The following is a 17,364-nucleotide window of genomic DNA, read 5'->3' as shown; positions in this document are numbered from 1 at the left end:
CTAGAAGAAGCCCAGCTTGTTTTCGTCGTAGCTGACCAGCAGGTTCTTGGTCTGCTGGTAGTGGTCCAGCATCATGGCGTGGTTTTCACGGCCGATGCCCGAGGACTTGTAGCCACCGAAGGCGGCACCCGCCGGGTAGGCGTGGTAGTTGTTGACCCAGACACGGCCGGCCTGGATTTCCCGGCCGGCGCGGTAGGCCACATTGCCGTTGCGGGACCAGACGCCGGCGCCCAGGCCGTACAGGGTGTCGTTGGCGATGCCCATGGCGTCGTTGTAGTCACTGAACCGGGTCACCGCCACCACGGGGCCGAAGATCTCCTCCTGGAAGATCCGCATCCGGTTGTGGCCCTCGAACACGGTGGGCTGGACGTAGAAGCCGCCGGCGAGGTCCCCCGGGAGTTCGGCGCGGGCGCCGCCGGTGAGCACCTTGGCGCCTTCCTGCTTTCCGATGTCGATGTAGGACAGGATCTTCTCCAGCTGGTCGTTGGAGGCCTGTGCACCAACCTGCGTATCGGTGTCCAGCGGGTTGCCCTGGACCATCTTTTCCACCCGGGCCACGGCGTCCGCCATGAAGGAGTCGTAGATGTCCTCCTGGACCAGCGCCCGGGACGGGCAGGTGCAGACTTCGCCCTGGTTGAAGGCGAACAGCGCGAAACCTTCCTGGGCCTTGTCGTAGAACGCGTCGTTCTCCTGGGCAACGTCGTTGAAGAAGATGTTGGGGCTCTTGCCGCCCAGTTCCAGGGTGACGGGGATGAGGTTCTGGCTGGCGTACTGGCTGATCAGCCGGCCGGTGGTGGTCTCGCCGGTGAACGCGATCTTCCGGATCCGGGAGCTGGAGGCCAGCGGCTTGCCGGCCTCCACGCCGAAGCCGTTGACCACGTTCAGCACGCCGGCGGGCAGCAGGTCCCCGATGAGTTCCACCAGCACCAGGATGGAGCTTGGCGTCTGTTCGGCGGGCTTGAGCACCACCGTGTTTCCGGCGGCGAGCGCGGGTGCCAGCTTCCAGACGGCCATGAGGATGGGGAAGTTCCAGGGAATGATCTGGCCCACCACGCCGAGCGGTTCGTGGAAGTGGTATGCGGTGGTGTTCTCGTCCAGCTGGGAGAGGCTGCCTTCCTGGGCACGGACGGCTGAGGCGAAGTAGCGGAAGTGGTCCGCCGCCAGCGGCAGGTCCGCGTTCAGGGTCTCCCGGACCGGCTTGCCGTTGTCCCAGGTTTCGGCGACGGCGAGCATTTCCAGGTTTTCGTCGATGCGGTCGGCGATCCTGTTCAGGATGGCGGCACGTTCCGCTGCTGAGGTCTTGCCCCAGGACGGTGCCGCCTTGTGCGCCGCGTCCAGCGCCAGTTCGATGTCTTCGGCCGTGCCGCGGGCCACCTGGCAGAACGCCTTGCCCGTCACCGGAGTGATGTTGTCGAAGTATTGCCCCTTCACGGGGGCCACCCATTCCCCGCCGATCCAGTTTTCGTACCGATCCTTGAAGGTGACCTTCGAACCGTCGGTTCCCGGCTGTGCGTAAACGGTCATGTGCTTAGCTCCTTTGCTGTGCAGAAGGCGGGCCCCAGGGGCCGTTCGCCGTTGGAGACAGCGTAGGAGTTGGCAGGTTGCAGCCAGGTTGCAGGCCTGTGGCCGGTGTCACAGGGGGGCGTTGTCAGGCGCGCAGTTCGGCTTCCAGCCGTTCCAGGTCGGCCACGACGGCGGCCCGCTTGGGTGAGCGCGGCGGCAGGAGGCGGAGCGCGGCGCGGCGGATTCCGACGTCGTCACTTGCCTCGGGAAGCGCGGCGTACTTGAGCAGGGACTCGGCACTTCCATCCGTGAGGACGGCCTCCCGGAGCAGGGACGAGACCCTGTTCCTCAGCTCGATGATGCCGGGCGCCTCGGAGCGCGGGAGCACGCCGCCGCGGTAAATCTCCAGGGCAATCCGGTGTGCACCGCGCTGCAGGCAACTAAGCACCTGGCCGGTGTCCGGCACCAGGTCGACAGGCAGCCGGTAGGGGCGCGAGCCGGGAACAGCGTCCGGGGAAAGCTGTTGGATGACCTTGCGCAGGCGGACCATCTCGGCGCGCAGCGTCATGGTAGGGCCGTCCCCGGGATACAGCAGAGAGCTGAGTTCCTCCGCGGTGAGCCCGTCCGGGTGGGTGCTGAGCAGGGCCAGGATCTCGCTGTGCCGGGCGGACAGCGAAACCGTCCTGCCGCCCAGGCTGAGCAGCGCCTGGTCGCGGCCCAGCAGCTGCAGGCTGTTCCGGTAGAGGCTGCCTTCCTTGGCACCCTGGCCCTGCCTGCCGGCGGACGCCGGGGACCGCCGTCGTACGGGCTTCCTGGCCAGCTCCGCCGCGCGCTGCAGGCGCTCCACCCGCAGCTGCGCCTGCGCGGCCGCCACGGTGGCCTCCACCAGCGACAGCGTATGCGGCGCCACCGCGGTGGCTGTCCCGGTGATGTCCACGACGCCCAGCACGGCGCCTGAATCGGGGTCGTGGAAGGGGACGGCGGTGCAGCTCCAGGGATGGACGGCCCGCTGGTAGTGCTCGGCGCCGGCGATCTGGATCCCCTTGCCCAGGGCCAGGGCCGTTCCCGGGGCACTGGTGCCAACACTGGCCTCGGACCAGTCGGCACCGGGGACGAACATCATGCCTTCGGCGCGGCGCTGGAGCGTGGGGTCGCCGTCCACCCACAGGAGCCTGCCCACCTCATCGCCTACGGCCACCAGGAGGCCGCTGTCATGGCTGGGCTGGACCAGGAGTTTGTTGATGACCGGCATGATCGCTGCAAGGGGGTGCTGCCGGCGGTAGTCCTCCAGCTCGTCCCAGTCGAAGGCAAGCGGCGCGGCCGCATTGTCAGGATTGGCTTTGAAGCCGGCGGACCGTAGCCACGATTCCCTGATGAGTTTGCGCAGGCCGGGGATTTCGGGCGTGGCATCGCCCAGGCCCGGCATCTCTGGAATGGCACCGTCCAGGCGCTCGTGACCTGCCAGCGCGGCGCGCTGGCGCGGTTCAGGCTGGAGCAGGTTCGTCATCGAACTCCCGGAAAGTGCAGGCTTCTGGCGCGGCTAGTCTAGCCGTACCAGTTCCTCCAGCGCATCCACCCCTGCCACTGCTCCACCCGCGGCAGCGTAGCCCTCCGCAACCCGCCGCGCCCCCGGCGCCTTGGTCCGGGCCTGGTGGACGGCGGCGCGGAGCCTTTCCGGGGTGAGGTGCTTCCGGCTCAGCCGCACCCCGGCGTCGGCGGCCACCACCCTCGCCGCCACCTCGTGCTGGTCCCTGCCGAACGGAACCACCACCACGGGCACCCCTTTGGCGAGCGCCTTCTGCGTCGCCCCCATGCCGCCGTGCGTGATGGCGACGGCGGCGCGGTCAAGGACGGGACCGTGCGGCACGAAGTGTTCCAGCCGGGCATTGGCCGGGACGGACGCAAAGGCTTCGGCGCCGGATGCCCGGTGCGCCCCGGCGGACCCGGTGTCCGCTGCCGGCAGGGTGGCCACCACGGTGAAGGGTTCAGCGGCCAGGCCGGCCAGCGCCGCCCCTACCAGGGCTTCGTCGGCCTGGTATTCGGAGGATGTGGTCACCAGGACCACGGGGTCCTGGCCATCCCCGAGCCAGGAGGGAGGCTCCGCGGGCGGTTCCCAGCCGAGCGCGCCGATCATCCGCACGTCCGGCCCCCAGTCCGGATGGGGATACTCGAACGGCTGCGACGTGGCCACAAGCATCAGCGGCGCGGTGCGGAACATCTCGTCCGCACCGCTGACGGGTGGCAGTTGGCCGGCGGACAGCTCCGTCCGCAGCGCGTTGATGTGCGGCAGCATCAGCTTTTCCACGGCGCCGGTCACCAGGCGGCGGGCCAGTGCATCACGGGCCCTCCCCAGCGGGCCGGACATGGGGGCAAGCCCGGGTCCGAACGGCGGCGTTCCCTTCGACTGGAGCGGCGGGGTGTAGGGGCTGAAGGTGGCCCACGGCAGCCCCGAGGATTCGGCCTGGATGCGGGCTCCCCAGGCGTTGATGTCGATGAGCAGCAGGTCCGGGCGAACGTCATCAATGGCCTGCTGCAAGTCCGGGGCGTCGAACCGGGCGCGGGCCGTGAAGGTCTCCACGCTGGAAGCCAGGGCCGCCTTCGCGTTGTTGGCGCGGTAGTCAGTGGCCTCGACCGCAAGTATCCGGTCATCCACCGGTCCGGCATGGAACCCCGCCTCCATGAGCAGCGGGACCTGCCGGCGCAGGGTACGGACGTGGACACCATGGCCGCGGGCCTTCAGCTCCTGGAGCAGCGGGACCATGGGGAAAAGGTGGCCGATGGCGGGAGAGGTGTAGGCAAGGACGGTGGACATCAGGGCCTCCGGATGAAGGGTTCCAGCATTTCGAGCAGGCAGTGGGCCACGTGGTCGCGGCTGAGCCCGGCATCGAGGCGCAGCAGCTTCCAGGTGTAGACGTCGCAGAGGGCGACGAACTGGGCAAGGCGGCGCTTCCGCTCTACCCCGTCCGGCAGGAAGTCATCTGCCAGGAAGGGCGCGAAGACGCGTTCGCACCACTGCCGGTGGAGCTGCCGGCCGCCTTCGGTGATCTCTGCGAGGACAGGGGACGTTTCCTCCTCGGCCAGCATCTTCAGGGCCAGGGCGCCGGTGGTTTCGTAGTGTTCCAGGAGATTGTCGACGGCGGCGGGTACGTCGCCGGGAGGAGCGGCACCGCGCTTGCCGGCAACCTGCGCTGACGCGAATTCCGCCGTGGCGTGGATCAGGCCCGGGCGGTCGCCGAAGCGGCGGATGACGGTCTGGACGGTCACCCCGGCCCGTTCAGCAACGGCGTTCAGCGTCACGCCGGCGAGCGGTCCCTCCATGAAGAGGTCCAGCGTTGCCTGCAGGATCCGGCGCCCGGTTGCGGCGGCAGAGGCCGCACGCTTCCGGGAGTCGTAGGCACGGGTTCGCACCGTATTCATGTTAATTAGACTAACTTGAATACGGCTCTGCGGCCAGAGGTCACAGGGCCAGGTTTACAACCAGGGCCCGCCCGACCCATCAGATGGCCCCTTCACGGCCAGCGCCTCCAGCTGCCCGTCCGCGCTTCCAACAAGCAGTGAGAGGCGGGTGCGAACGTGGCAGGCCTGCTCCTTGGGGGTTTTCGCCTCTCCCAGAGGGCGCAGCCACAGTGCAATGTTCACGTAGTACTGCAGTCCATACTGCGATTTCTGCAATTCGGCCACAGTGATCACGTCATCGGTGTCGCGGTACCAGGATCCGCTGTGCTTCGAGAATCCCGCACCCTTCATGAAGCCGTCAAAAGTGGTTTGAATGACGTTCCTGCTCATGGCCCTCCCTAAGTAACCACCTGCTGGTGGAGTGCGGCCGGAGTCAGCCGCGGGAGATGCGGATCATGTCTTCGCGCGGCACCACTTTGATCCGTTCGCGCACCACGTGGTCCAGGCCTTCGGGTCCGGTCCAAGCGGCCCCGAGTCCAGCCTCATGGGCGTCGAGCTTGTTCCACCCTTCCCAGGTGGTGTATTCGATGCCGCGTTCCTCGAGCAAGTCGATGATGGCCTGGGGATCCGGGTTTTGTGCAGCGGGGAGGTTCGGCCGGTCCTCCAGCAGGAAGCCGATGGTCTCCAGCGCATCGCCCTTGGTGTGGCCGATGAGCCCGACGGGTCCGCGCTTGATCCAGCCCGTGGTGTAGATGCCCGGGACGGGGTTCCCGTCGGCATCCAGGACGCGTCCGCCCTCATTGGGGATGACGCCGCGCTTGGCGTCGTACTCCAGTTCGTCCAGGGCGGAGCCGTGATAGCCGATGGCCCGGTAGACAGCCTGGACGTTGTATTCGACGTACTCCCCGGTGCCCTTGGCGTTGCCGGTCCCGTCCAGCTGCATGCGCTCAAACTTGATGCCGCCCACCCTGCCCGTGCCGTCGTCGAGCACTTCCACGGGGCTGTGCAGGAAGTGCAGGTGCAGCCTGCGGGAGGAGGGGCTCTCCGACTCCGCGTGCTCCTCAACCAGCCAATTGGTGAGCGTGTTCACCATGGTCTTGACCTGGTTGTTGCTGCGGATGGCCTCATCCGAGGCATCGTCGAATTCAAAGTCCTCCGGATACAGGACGATGTCCACGTCGTCCATATGGCTGAGCTCGCGCAGCTCCAGCGGGGTGAATTTCACCTGGGCCGGTCCGCGGCGGCCGAAAACGTGGACGTCCGTGACGGGCGAGGACTTCAGGCCCTGGTAGACGTTGTCCGGAATCTCGGTGCTCAGCAGCTCCTCGGGGTGCTTGACCAGCATGCGGGCCACATCCAGGGCCACGTTGCCGTTGCCGATGACGGCGATTTCCCTGGCCTCGAGCGGCCATTCCCGGGGAACATCGGGGTGCCCGTCGTACCAGGACACGAAGTCGGCGCCGCCGAAGGAACCCTGGAGGTTGATGCCGGGAATGTCCAGGTCCGCGTCCTTCACGGCGCCCGTGGAAAAGATCACGGCATCATAGAAGGCCCGGAAATCGTGCAGGGTAAGGTCCCGGCCGTAGGTCACGTTGCCCAGGAACCGGATGTCCCCGCGGTCCAGGACCTTGTGCAGGGCGTTCACGATGCCCTTGATGCGGGGGTGGTCCGGGGCCACGCCGTAACGGATCAGTCCGTAGGGCGCGGGATAGGCCTCGAAAAGGTCGATGCTGACCTGGAAGTCGCCGTCCTTCACCCCGCTGGACTTGGTGAGGATGTCCGCAGCATAGACTCCTGCCGGTCCTGCGCCGACGATCGCGACGCGGAGGGGACGGTTGGCGGTTTCGCTCTTGTTGGACACCGGGAGCCCTTCTGAACTGGTCCTGCTCACGTTTCATGAGACTGCGCCGCGTCATGCAGCGCACAGTCCCCCATTCTAGTTGGCGGCCAGGGCCACCACCTTGCCTTCGCGGTACAGGAGTGCCCGGAGTTCGGCCTCCGCCGAGTCCAGGCGCTTTGGATCGATGGTTTCTCCGTCATGGAAGTGGTCCAGGACGCGGGGGTCCACGTAGCTCTTCCGGGCGATGGAGGGTGTGTTGCCCAGCGTCTCCGCGGCCTCGTGCATGGCCCGGCTGATGGCCCGTTTCCGTTTGGCCGCCGTGCGCTGGGGGCCGGTCCGGGCAAGGCTTGCCGCCGCGGCCACCGTCCCGCGAAGGGTGCGGAAATCCTTGGCGGTGAAGTCCGATCCGGTCCGCTCCTTCACGTAGGCGTTGATGTCCGCGCTGGTGACCGGACGCCAGATCCTGCCCTCCTTGTAGGCCAGGAGCCGGGCGTTGGGCCCGCGGCGCTTGAGGAGGCGCAGCACGACGGCGAGGTCCGGGTCGCGGATCTCCGATTCCCAGTCCTTGCCGCTCTTGCCCGGGAAGCGCAGCAGGATGCGGTCCTTGCGGACCTGGACGTGGGCGCACAGCAGGGTAGCCAGGCCCCGGCTGCCGTTTTCATTGGTGTAGCGTTCGGATCCGACGCGCAGGGATCCGCTGTCCAGCATCCGGAACGCGGCCGCCAGGACCCGCTCGCGGGTGAAGCCATCGCTGCGCAGGTCCATGGTGACCATGCGGCGTGCCGCGGGCAGCGATTCGGCCAGCTGGAGGGACCGGTCGAACTTCACCCGGTCCTTACGCTCACGCCACTCCGGGTGGTAGATGTACTGGCGACGGCCCACCGCGTCCACCCCGGTGGCCTGGATGTGGCCGTTCTCAAACGGGGCAATCCAGACGTCCGTCCACGCGGGCGGGATGCCGATGCTCTCCAGCCGGTCACGGACGGGACCGGGCGGCAGGGTGGAGCCGTCCAGGTCCCGGTAACTGAAGCCTTTGCCTGCCGGCACCCTGCGGTAGCCGCGGCCCGAGGCGTTGCTGCGCCGGAGCCTCATGGGGCCGACTGCGGGGTACGGGCACATGTCATGAAAGAAAGCCTACTGACTATTTTCGGGTTTTCCCGCCTGCCTCCCGGAATACCTGCCCGCGGGCTGCTGTTATGGAGAGCGTGCCCATGCCAGAAGGAACCCCCGTAGCCACCTCCCACACGTCACGCTCCACGGCAGGTGATGCGGTGCCCGCGGGTCCCAAGGCAGTCGCCGGGGATTCGACGGCGGGACTGCTGTTCGGCATCGGCGCGTACGTTTTGTGGGGGCTGCTCCCGCTGTACTTCTTCATCCTGATGCCGGCCGGCGCCGTCGAGATCGTGGCCAACCGCGTGGTGTGGTCGCTCCTGTTCTGCGCCCTCCTGATCACGGTCACCCGGGCGTGGGGTGCGCTGGCTGCCGCGCTGAAGGACCGCCGCGTATTTGGTTCCCTGGCGCTGGCTGCTTTCCTGATCGCCATCAACTGGCTGACCTATACCTACGGCGTGACCACCGGGCAGGCGGTGGAAACGTCACTGGGCTACTTCATCAACCCGCTGGTCTCGGTGCTCCTCGGCGTGCTGGTCCTGAAGGAAAAGCTGCGTCCGCTCCAGTGGGCCGCGGTGGGCGTGGGCTTCGTGGCCGTGGGCGTCCTCACCTACTCCTACGGGAAGTTGCCGTGGATTGCGCTGACGCTGGCGTTCAGCTTCGGCCTGTATGGCTTCGTCAAGAACCGGGTGGGGTCGAGGGTGGACGCCATCACCAGCCTCAGCGTGGAGACCATGGTGCTGGCACCGCTGGCCGCCGTGGCCATGGTGGTCCTGGCCGCGAACGGCAACTCCACGCTGACTTCCCAGGGGCCCGGGCACTTCTGGCTGCTGCTGGCGTCCGGCGTGATCACCGCCGTTCCGCTGCTCTTCTTCGGCGCCTCCGCGCGGCGGCTGCCCATGACCACCATCGGGCTGCTGCAGTACTTTGCCCCCGTGCTGCAGTTCCTGGTAGCGCTGCTGGTGTTCCGGGAGGCCATGACCGTGGAGCGCTGGATGGGGTTCGGGGTGGTGTGGCTGGCACTGCTCCTGCTGACCCTGGACATGCTGCGGACGGCGCGCAGGAACTCGGTGGCCCGCCGGGCAGCGCTCCGCCAGGCCGCCTAGAAAGCGTCCGATGACAAAGAAGGTGGGCTCCCAACCGGGAGCCCACCTTCTTTGTGTTGCCGGAGGGAGTCGTTCCGGTTAGGCGTTGGCCTTGATGGCGGCGGCGAGGACATCCAGGCCGTCGTTCAGCAGTTCGTCGGTGATGACCAGCGGCGGCAGCAGGCGGATGACGTTGCCGTAGGTGCCGCAGGTGAGGATGATGACGCCTTCCTTGAGGCAGGCGGCGGCAACAGCCTTGGTCAGTTCCGGGTTCGGCTCCTTGGACCCTGCCTGGACAAGTTCGACGGCGAGCATGGCGCCGCGGCCGCGGACGTCGCCGATCACGGCGGTGCCGGAGCCGGCCAGTTCAGTCTGCAGGCCGCGGAGCCGGCCCAACGCGAGTTCCTCGATGTGGCGGGCACGGCCGTTCAGGTCGTACTCCTCCATGGAGCCGATGGAGGCCAGCGCCGCGGCGCAGGCCACCGGGTTGCCGCCGTAGGTGCCGCCCAGGCCGCCGGGGTGGACGGCGTCCAGCAGGTCGGCGCGGCCGGTGATGGCGGACAGCGGCATGCCGCCGGCGATGCCCTTGGCCATGGTGATGATGTCCGGGACGACGCCCTCGTGGTTCACTGCGAACCATTCGCCCGTGCGGCAGAAGCCGGACTGGACCTCGTCCGCGATGAAGACGATGCCCTTTTCCTTGGCCCAGGCGGCCAGCGCGGGCAGGAACCCCTCGGCGGGAACGATAAAGCCGCCCTCGCCCTGGATGGGCTCGATGATGATCGCGGCCACCTGGTCGCCGCCGATCTGCTTCTCGATCATGGTGATGGCACGCTTGGCGGCCTCGGCACCGGTGATGGAGGGGTTTTCCTCGCGGTACGGGTAGCTCATGGGCATGCGGTAGACCTCGGGAGCGAACGGTCCGAAGTTGGTCTTGTACGGCATGGCCTTGGCGGTCAGCGCCATGGTCAGGTTGGTGCGGCCGTGGTAGGCGTGGTCAAAGGCGACGACGGCGTCCCGGCCGGTTGCCAGGCGGGCCACCTTGACGGCGTTTTCCACTGCTTCCGCGCCGGAGTTGAAGAGGACGGTGCGCTTTTCGTGGTCGCCCGGGGTGAGGCGGTTCAGCTGCTCGGCGACCGCCACGTAGCCTTCGTACGGGGTGACCATGAAGCAGGTGTGGGTGAAGTGCTCCACCGCTTCCTTGACGGCGCCGACGACGGCGGGATCGGACGCTCCCACGCTGGTCACGGCGATGCCCGAGCCGAGGTCGATGAAGGAGTTGCCGTCGACGTCGTGGATGATGCCGCCGTCGGCGTCTGCAACGTAGACCGGGACGCTGGAGGCGACGCCGGCAGCCACCACGGACTTGCGGCGTTCGGTCAGTGCCACGGACTTGGGGCCCGGGAAGTCGGCCTGGACGTTGCGCTTCTGCTCCAGGCGGTAGGTGATGTCTGATGCGGTGGTGGTCATGGGAAGGCCTTTCTTTGAAGCCTGGCGGTGGGTGGTTTTACGCGTCGAGGGCGGACATCACGTGCTTGATGCGCGTGTAGTCCTCCACGCCGTACATGGAGAGGTCCTTGCCGTAGCCGGACTGCTTGAAGCCGCCGTGCGGCATTTCGGCGGTGAGCAGGATGTGGGTGTTGATCCAGACGGCGCCGAAGTCCAGGTCGCGGCTCAGCCGCATGGCGGTGCCGTGGTTGGTGGTCCAGACACTGGAGGCCAGGGCGTAGTCCACGTCATTGGCCATGGCCACTGCCTCTTCTTCGGTGCTGAACTTCTGCACCGTGATGACCGGGCCGAAGGTTTCCTTCTGCACCACGTCGTCGGTCTGCTTTGCTCCGGTGATGATGGTGGGTTCGAAGAAGTAGCCCTTCTCCCCCGCGCGGTGGCCGCCGGTTTCGATCCGGCAGTTGGCCGGCAGGTTCTCCACCACCGACGTGACGGCGTTGAAGTGGTTCACGTTGTTCAGGGGGCCGAAGTAGTTGTCTTCGTCGTTCTGCGAGCCGGTGTGCAGGGTCCTGGTGTGCTCCACCATGGCGGCCACGACGTCGTCGTGCACGGACTCCTCCACCAGCACGCGGGTGATGGCGGTGCAGTCCTGGCCGGCGTTGAAGAAGGCGAACTCGGCGATGGCCGCGGCGCTCTTCTTGATGTCGGCATCCTTGAACACGATGGCCGGAGCCTTGCCGCCGAGCTCCAGGTGCGCACGCTTCAGGCCCTTTGCGGCACCGGAGGCAACGGCGATGCCGGCGCGCACGGAACCGGTGATGGACACCAGGCCGGGGACCTTGTGCTCCACCATCATGGCGCCTGTTTCGCCAGTGCCGAGCACCACGTTCAGCACGCCGGCCGGGAAGATGCCGCCGGCCAGGCGTGCCAGGACCAGGGTTGATTCGGGGGTGGTGTCCGACGGTTTCAGGACCACGGTGTTGCCGGCCGCGAGCGCGGGGCCGATCTTCCAGATCGCCATCAGGAACGGGTAGTTCCAGGGCGCCACCTGGGCCACTACGCCGATGGGTTCGCGGCGGACGTAGGAGGTGTGGCCCTCGAAGTACTCGCCCGCGGACTTGCCTTCCATGATGCGGGCGGCGCCGGCGAAGAAGCGGAGCTGGTCGGCGCCGGCAGCCACTTCCTCGGAGGCGATCAGGGAGCGGACCTGGCCGGTGTTGCGGTGCTGGGCTTCGACGAGCTCGTCGCTGTTGGCCTCGATGGCGTCGGCGAGCTTGAGCAGCATCAGCTGGCGCTGGCCCGGGGTGACATGCTTCCAGGTCCTGAAGGCGTCCTTGGCAGCCGCCATGGCGGCATCGACGTCCGCCTGCACGGAAACGGGGGCCTGCGCCACCACGTCGCCGTTGGTGGGGTTGACCACGTCCAGCAGGGTGGTGCCGGCGGGGGTGACGAACTTCCCGTTGATGAAGTTCTGCAAGGTTTGGACCACGGTGTGCAACCTCTTTCGTAAGGGCCATCGGCGGCCGGGCGGAGACCACGACGGATGGATGGAACTGCCTTGAGCCTATGCCAGCGCCCAAGCGGGGTGAATAGCCACCTGCACACCCTTGCCAAAGAGGTTTAGTGCGGTTGCCCAGCTCACGTTTATCCTTGCTTCATGGCCATTTCCCTTGCTGCCCTGGTGGGCGTGTCCTCCCTGAAGCTGTCCAAGGCGGGCGTGGCGGAGACTACCTGGAACCAGGACATCAACTGGGTTGCCGTCACGGAGCTGGAGGATCCCCAGCGGTTCCTCAACGGCGGCGAGCTGGTCCTCACCACCGGCCTGCGGCTGCGTTCCGCCCCTGAGCAGCGCCGTTTTGTCCGCCAGGTGCAGCGCGCCGGCGCGGTGGGCATCGGTTTCGGCGTGGGCCTTTCGCATGAGGCGGTGCCGCCGGCCCTCCTGGCGGAGGCCAACCGCTGGGGCCTGCCCGTAGTGGAGGTGCCGTACGAGACCCCCTTCATTGCCATCACCAAGCTGGTGGCGGACGCCCAGTCGGCGGACCACTACGCCAAGCTGGAACGGCTGATCGCAGGGCACCAGGTGCTGGCGCGGGCGCTGCTGACCGGCGGCGGACTTTCCGAGCTGTTGAAGAACCTGGGGGGCATGCTGCGTACCGACATCGCGCTCACGCAGTTCACGGCACAGCTGTACAACAGCAGCACCGCCAGCCCGTCGGCGGAGACCTGGTCCAGCTATCCCGTCCCTACCGGGCGGCGCGATGCGTGCACGCTGTGGGTGCGCCAGCCGTTCGAGGACACAGGGATCATTGGCTACGCGCAGAACCTGATCAGCGTGGAGCTGAACAACATGGTCAAGCAGCGGCAGGCCCAGCGTGCCCTCTGCGGCCAGGTGCTGGAGGACGTGATCCACGGCGCGCTGGAGACCAGCGAGGCGCAGCGCCGCCTGGCCGGCGTGGGCGTGAACAGCACCCGCAAGAACGTGGTGCTGCTCGCTGTTTCGGCCGCCCATGGCAAGGCCCTGGGGAGCACCTCGGTGCCGCTGGAACTGGAAAAGGCCGTTGCCGCCGTCGTGGGCAAGGACCTGGTACTGGTGGTCAATGACGACGGCGGGACGGCGCCGGCGCTGGCACGGAAGCTCAGCGACCACCTCGCCGAAGCCGGGATCCACGCCACGATCGGCATCGGCGGGGCGTACACCAAGCCGAACGGCCTGCGCTGGAGCTACTTCGAGGCCCGGGACGCCGCCAGCCACGGCCTGCCCGTCAACGAACCCGAGCGGCTCAGCCTGACGTCGCTGCTGCTGGCCAGCGAGGATGTGCCGCTGGCGGATATGGCCCACGAATCACTGAACCCCCTGCGGTCCTTCGATGCCACACACGGCTCTGAGCTGATGGCCACGCTGGAGAGCTACCTGAACAACAACGGCTCGGTGGCCGCGGTGGCGGAGGAGCTCACGCTGCACCGCAACACCGTCCGCTACCGGCTGGCCCAGATCACCGAACTGACGGGGTACGACCCCGCCGTCACCGCCGACCGGGTGCAGCTGTGGCTCGCCCTGGCCGTGGCCCGGTTGTCGGCCCGCCAGGGCCGGTAGGCAGGGAGGCAGAATAGGGGGCCGGCAGCGCCCTGCTGCCGGGTCAGATGACGCCGTGCCCCAACAGGTCGCGGGATTTCTTCCAGGCCTTCCGGAAGCCGGCCCGGGCTGCCAGCATCCGTTCTTCCTGCCGGCTGAGCAGGTGGGCATAGATGCCTGCGGCGGCCGCGTCGGTGTTGTCGGCGGCGACACCGGCAAGCAGGTCACGGGCCACTGCGGCGTCCTGGAACCTGCCCAGGATCTTTTGCTGCCGGCGGGCGGCCTTTGCCACCTTGCCCGCACGCTTGCCATGCACCAGCGCGGCTGATTCGGCCACGTGGCGCAGCCGCTTGGCGTCCTTGCGGACACGGTGGAGGGCAAGTTCCTGTTCCCTGCCGCGCCGTGCCCCCTTGGCAGCCTTGCGTGAGCGGCGCAGCCGTTTGGCGGCCTTGTCCACCGCCTTTGCCGCCGCCCGCCGGCCGGCCGTCACAGCTTCGGCCCGCACCGGCGGGTTGTCCCGGAAGTCCTCGAGCTTGTCCAGGAGCCGGAAGTAGCGCTCCGTTCCCAGGGCTTCGCGCAGGAGCCGGTACGCGTCGTCGTAATCGGCGGCCGTGCGCTGTTCCAGCCCTGCCGTTGCTCCCGCAACACCGTCCCCGGGCGGCAGCCCGGCCAGCTCTCCGCGGAGCTGCTCCCGCAGGACTTCAGCGTCGCGCGGCCGGCCCAGCAGCTGGCCCAGCCACTTCAGCTCGCTCCGCAGCTTGCGCACCGGCGACGCCCGGTACAGCCTCCCGTAGGCGCCCAGGACCGAGCGGATCCGGCGCGTTGCCGAGCGCATGGCATGGACCGCTTCCGGCTCCTCGCCCCGGACAGCGGCGTCGGTGGCAAGGATCTGCTCAATCTGCGCCCCCACGTACACGGTGACGACGGCGGCTGCGGGGGCGCGCTTTCCGGCCAGCAGCGCCGGGCTGCCTTCGTCGCCGGCGGGGCCGGCGGCGTCCCCGCTGCCGGGGGACCGCGTTCCGGCCGCCTTGCCCGGCCCCAGTGCGCGGGCCAGCTTGGAGGCGTGGCCTGCGGGGCGGGCGCCGGCAGCGGCAAGCAGTTCCTCCACCGGGCCAAAGAGGCCTGGGTCGCCGTGAACCAGTTCCAGTTCCCACTCGCGCCACTGCTGCCGGGTGGCTGCGGCCCCATCCTGCAGCCGTTCCGCGGTGACCTGGTCGTCGGCGAGGTCGGCGAGGTGCACGCCGTCGTCACCGTACAGGGGGTAGGTGGTGCGCCGCGCGTGCAGTCGGACCACCGGCACCGGGACGGCACCCCTGAGGTAGGCATGCAGGTGGGTGAGCAGGGCGTCCGGGACCACGTCCGGGCGGCCCAGGGGTGCGTGCAGTTCCGTGCGTTGCTGCGGGCCTTCCCCGGCTGCGGCGGCGGCCTGGGGTGGCAGCTTCAGGTGCCACCCGGCGTCCTTCCCGCCCGTTCGCCGGCGGAGGGTGATGCGCCGGGCGGCGAGGGAATGCTTTGGCGTGTCGAAGTAGACCGCTTCAAGGAGATCGGTATGCGGCTTGCCCATGCGGGCCACCCCTGCCGCCTGCTCCAATGCGGGCACTGCGGCGCCAGTGTCGACGTCGTATTTTTTCTCGATCTCGAGTCCCCGGGAAGCCTCCACAGCCGTCCTTCCGCACCACCTGGTCCGCGCCAGGCCCTCCGACAGTCCGTTGGCAGTCTATTGCAGCGGCGCCGGACCGGGAGAGGTTGGCCACAAAAGCGCAAACATCAAACGTCTAACCTTTAGTGTGGAGGGTATGTCCGCCACTCCCCCCGCTTCCCCGCCCGCAAGCATCCAGGCGCCCACCGCAGCCCCCGCCGCGCCGGCACCCGGCATGGCGCCTGCCAAGCCACGCTCCGCCGTCGTGTTCGGTGTCATTGCGTTGGTGCTGATCGGGCTGAACCTCCGCGCGGGCATCACCGGGGCGTCAGCCCTGCTGCACGACCTCCAGTCGGTACTGGGCTACGGGGCGTTGGTGGCGGCCATCATTCCGTCGATTCCCACACTCTGCTTCGCGGTGGCCGGCGCCGCGACGTCCTGGCTCAGCGGCAAGGTGGGTGTGGAGAAAGCCATCCTGCTGTCGCTGGCCCTGCTGGCCGGCGGCCTGTTGCTGCGCGGCATCCCCGCCACCGGCATGCTCGTGGCCGGCAGTGTGGTGGGCATGTCCGGACTGGCCATCTGCAACGTGGCCATGCCGTCCTTCATCCGCGAGCACTTCGCATCCCGCACCTCGCTCATGACCGCCGTCTACACCGTGACCATGACCACCGGCGGCACCCTGACCTCCGTCCTGGTAGTACCCCTGGCCCAAGCCCTCGGATCCCCGTCCGCCGCGGTGGGCGCCGTGGGCATCGCTGCCGTGGCCGCCTTCCTGGGGTTCCTGCCCGTGGCACTGCACGCGCACCGCAACGCCGCCCCGGCCTCGGGCCTGCGCGTGTCCCCCTGGCCGCTGTTGCGGACCCGCAAAGGTCAACTCCTCACCGCGATCTTTGCCCTTCAGGCCCTGCTCGCGTACGCCCTGCTCAGCTGGTTTCCGTACATGCTCACCACCATGGGCCTGAGTGCCTCGGACAGCGGACTGATGTTCGGGCTCATGCAGCTGGTCTCGGTTCCGGCGGGCATGGTGCTGATCGCCATCGGCTCCCGCCCGCGGATGCTGCGCCCGGCGTTCTACCTGGTGAGCATCACCATGGCCGTGGGAATCCTGGCGCTCCTGGTCCTTCCCGTGGGGCTGGCGGCCGCGCCCGCCGTCCTGCTGGGCTTTGGCCTGGGCATCTTCCCGCTGGTGATGGTCATGATCAGCCGCAGCGGCACCAGCACCGCCGAAACCACTGCACTGTCCACGCTGGCCCAGTCGTCGGGTTACCTGCTGGCCACGGTGGGCCCGTTCGGCATGGGCCTGCTGCACAGCGCCACGGGCGGCTGGATCCTGCCGCTGGTGCTGCTGCTGGCACTGGCCCTGGTACAGATTGTGGTATCCCACCTGATTACCGGCCACGCCATGACCGGAAAGCCCGCAGGGGCAGCTCCGGTCCGGGCTGCGGACGGAAGGAAGTAACGCCATGTCCTTGAGCCCGTCAGTCCGGCCGCCGCTCGCCGCCGAAGTCACGGCCAAGCTGCGCGGGATGGTCCACTCCGGCGAGTGGGCCCTGAACCAGCGCATCCCGCCCGAACCGGAACTCATGGCCCGGCTCGGCGTCTCCCGCGGGACCCTCCGTGAAGCGGTCAAGGCCCTTGCCCACGGCGGCATGCTGGAGGTCCGGCGCGGGGACGGCACTTATGTGCGCGCCACAAGCGAGATGTCCGGCGCCGCGCAGCGGATGTACCAGGACCACACCGAGCAGCACATCCTTGAGGTGCGGCTGGGCCTGGACACCCAGGCGGCCCGGCTGGCCGCCCGCAATGCCACGGACGACGACGTCACGGCCCTGCGTGCCCTGCTCGCCAGCCGGGACCAGGCCTGGAACAACGGGGACGTCGACGCCTGGGCGGACGCCGACTGGCACTTCCACGAAGGCATCGCCCGGGCGTCCGGGAACCCGCTGCTGCACGAGCTCTACGCCAGCTTCGGAACCGCGTTCCACCAGGATCTCCTCAAGCAGCAGCGCCGGCCCGGCTTCAACGGGCTTCCGCGGGACGGCCACGAGACGCTGCTCGCTGCGATCGAGCGGCGCGATGAAGACGCTGCCGTCGCCACGGTGAACCGGAACCTGAACTCCTGCGCGGAGTGGCTGGCCGAGTAGTCCCGGCGGTACACCCTGCGGGGAAGGGCCCGCTCCGGGGTTTCCGCACCCCCAAACCATCAGTAGGCTTACCATCTGACGAAGGTTGTTCTGCCCTGCGCCGCATCCCGTGGCGCAGGGCACCC

At 68.3% G+C, this 17,364-nt stretch carries 14 protein-coding genes; 4 read left to right on the top strand and 10 right to left on the bottom strand.

The features are described from left to right. The 7 genes from ASG79_RS18410 to ASG79_RS18380 form a co-directional block, all read right to left on the bottom strand. Positions 1 to 1,524, bottom strand: coding sequence for an aldehyde dehydrogenase family protein (locus ASG79_RS18410; protein ID WP_056393041.1), 1,524 nt, complete (start codon positions 1,522 to 1,524; stop codon positions 1 to 3). A gap of 124 nt (positions 1,525 to 1,648) precedes the next feature. Beyond that, entirely contained in the window at positions 1,649 to 3,010 is a 1,362-nt protein-coding gene (locus ASG79_RS18405) for a helix-turn-helix domain-containing protein (protein WP_056393038.1), read from the bottom strand. A gap of 33 nt (positions 3,011 to 3,043) precedes the next feature. Then, on the bottom strand, positions 3,044 to 4,315 hold the full coding sequence (locus ASG79_RS18400) for a glycosyltransferase (RefSeq protein WP_056393035.1): 1,272 nt from the start codon (positions 4,313 to 4,315) through the stop codon (positions 3,044 to 3,046). After that, positions 4,315 to 4,920, bottom strand: a complete 606-nt coding sequence (locus ASG79_RS18395; protein WP_056393033.1) for a TetR/AcrR family transcriptional regulator — start codon at positions 4,918 to 4,920, stop codon at positions 4,315 to 4,317. Before ASG79_RS18395 ends, ASG79_RS18400 begins: the two co-directional genes overlap by 1 nt. A gap of 54 nt (positions 4,921 to 4,974) precedes the next feature. After that, the gene (locus ASG79_RS18390) at positions 4,975 to 5,289 is read right to left on the bottom strand and encodes a DUF4304 domain-containing protein (RefSeq protein WP_056393031.1); all 315 of its coding nucleotides are present in this window, start codon (positions 5,287 to 5,289) and stop codon (positions 4,975 to 4,977) included. 43 nt (positions 5,290 to 5,332) lie between these two features. Next, positions 5,333 to 6,760, bottom strand: coding sequence for an FAD-dependent oxidoreductase (locus ASG79_RS18385; protein ID WP_056393029.1), 1,428 nt, complete (start codon positions 6,758 to 6,760; stop codon positions 5,333 to 5,335). A gap of 75 nt (positions 6,761 to 6,835) precedes the next feature. After that, entirely contained in the window at positions 6,836 to 7,831 is a 996-nt protein-coding gene (locus ASG79_RS18380; protein WP_056393027.1) for a DNA topoisomerase IB, read from the bottom strand. Between the two features lie 119 nt (positions 7,832 to 7,950). Here ASG79_RS18380 and rarD point away from each other — a divergent pair, with 119 nt between their 5' ends. Then, positions 7,951 to 8,955: an EamA family transporter RarD gene (rarD, locus tag ASG79_RS18375; RefSeq protein ID WP_082581818.1), complete on the top strand. Its 1,005-nt coding sequence runs from the start codon at positions 7,951 to 7,953 to the stop codon at positions 8,953 to 8,955. Positions 8,956 to 9,033: 78 nt separating this feature from the next. On the opposite strand, the gene gabT is transcribed toward rarD, so the two are convergent. Beyond that, positions 9,034 to 10,404, bottom strand: coding sequence for a 4-aminobutyrate--2-oxoglutarate transaminase (gabT, locus tag ASG79_RS18370; protein ID WP_018769023.1), 1,371 nt, complete (start codon positions 10,402 to 10,404; stop codon positions 9,034 to 9,036). A gap of 37 nt (positions 10,405 to 10,441) precedes the next feature. Continuing rightward, complete coding sequence (locus tag ASG79_RS18365; RefSeq protein ID WP_056393178.1) at positions 10,442 to 11,872, bottom strand: aminobutyraldehyde dehydrogenase; 1,431 nt, start codon at positions 11,870 to 11,872, stop codon at positions 10,442 to 10,444. 168 nt (positions 11,873 to 12,040) lie between these two features. Here ASG79_RS18365 and ASG79_RS18360 point away from each other — a divergent pair, with 168 nt between their 5' ends. After that, positions 12,041 to 13,477, top strand: coding sequence for a PucR family transcriptional regulator (locus ASG79_RS18360; protein ID WP_056393023.1), 1,437 nt, complete (start codon positions 12,041 to 12,043; stop codon positions 13,475 to 13,477). A 43-nt stretch (positions 13,478 to 13,520) separates the two neighbouring features. On the opposite strand, the gene ASG79_RS18355 is transcribed toward ASG79_RS18360, so the two are convergent. Beyond that, positions 13,521 to 15,116: a CYTH and CHAD domain-containing protein gene (locus ASG79_RS18355; protein ID WP_056393021.1), complete on the bottom strand. Its 1,596-nt coding sequence runs from the start codon at positions 15,114 to 15,116 to the stop codon at positions 13,521 to 13,523. A 136-nt stretch (positions 15,117 to 15,252) separates the two neighbouring features. On the opposite strand from ASG79_RS18355, the gene ASG79_RS18350 reads away from it, so the two are divergent. Both ASG79_RS18350 and ASG79_RS18345 read left to right on the top strand, forming a co-directional pair. Then, positions 15,253 to 16,554 (top strand): MFS transporter, encoded by a 1,302-nt coding sequence (locus ASG79_RS18350; protein ID WP_056393020.1) that lies wholly within the window; start codon positions 15,253 to 15,255, stop codon positions 16,552 to 16,554. Positions 16,555 to 16,558: 4 nt separating this feature from the next. Then, entirely contained in the window at positions 16,559 to 17,239 is a 681-nt protein-coding gene (locus tag ASG79_RS18345) for a FadR/GntR family transcriptional regulator (RefSeq protein ID WP_018769018.1), read from the top strand. The last annotated feature ends 125 nt before the right edge of the window (positions 17,240 to 17,364 follow it).

Origin of the sequence: Arthrobacter sp. Soil761 (assembly GCF_001428325.1) — a bacterium.
Classification (GTDB): Bacteria; Actinomycetota; Actinomycetes; order Actinomycetales; family Micrococcaceae; genus Arthrobacter.
Note: the sequence above shows the minus strand (reverse complement) of the source record. Positions and strands in the feature narration are given on the sequence as shown.

Excerpts from the sequence above, each read along its gene's own strand:
- ASG79_RS18345 (WP_018769018.1), top strand. The coding sequence starts at position 16,559 with ATGTCCTTGAGCCCGTCAGTCCGGCCGCCGCTCGCCGCCGAAGTCACG.
- ASG79_RS18350 (WP_056393020.1), top strand. The coding sequence starts at position 15,253 with ATGTCCGCCACTCCCCCCGCTTCCCCGCCCGCAAGCATCCAGGCGCCC.
- ASG79_RS18360 (WP_056393023.1), top strand. The coding sequence starts at position 12,041 with ATGGCCATTTCCCTTGCTGCCCTGGTGGGCGTGTCCTCCCTGAAGCTG.
- gabT (WP_018769023.1), bottom strand. The coding sequence starts at position 10,404 with ATGACCACCACCGCATCAGACATCACCTACCGCCTGGAGCAGAAGCGC.
- ASG79_RS18410 (WP_056393041.1), bottom strand. The coding sequence starts at position 1,524 with ATGACCGTTTACGCACAGCCGGGAACCGACGGTTCGAAGGTCACCTTC.
- ASG79_RS18390 (WP_056393031.1), bottom strand. The coding sequence starts at position 5,289 with ATGAGCAGGAACGTCATTCAAACCACTTTTGACGGCTTCATGAAGGGT.
- ASG79_RS18395 (WP_056393033.1), bottom strand. The coding sequence starts at position 4,920 with ATGAATACGGTGCGAACCCGTGCCTACGACTCCCGGAAGCGTGCGGCC.
- ASG79_RS18400 (WP_056393035.1), bottom strand. The coding sequence starts at position 4,315 with ATGTCCACCGTCCTTGCCTACACCTCTCCCGCCATCGGCCACCTTTTC.
- rarD (WP_082581818.1), top strand. The coding sequence starts at position 7,951 with ATGCCAGAAGGAACCCCCGTAGCCACCTCCCACACGTCACGCTCCACG.
- ASG79_RS18405 (WP_056393038.1), bottom strand. The coding sequence starts at position 3,010 with ATGACGAACCTGCTCCAGCCTGAACCGCGCCAGCGCGCCGCGCTGGCA.
- ASG79_RS18380 (WP_056393027.1), bottom strand. The coding sequence starts at position 7,831 with ATGAGGCTCCGGCGCAGCAACGCCTCGGGCCGCGGCTACCGCAGGGTG.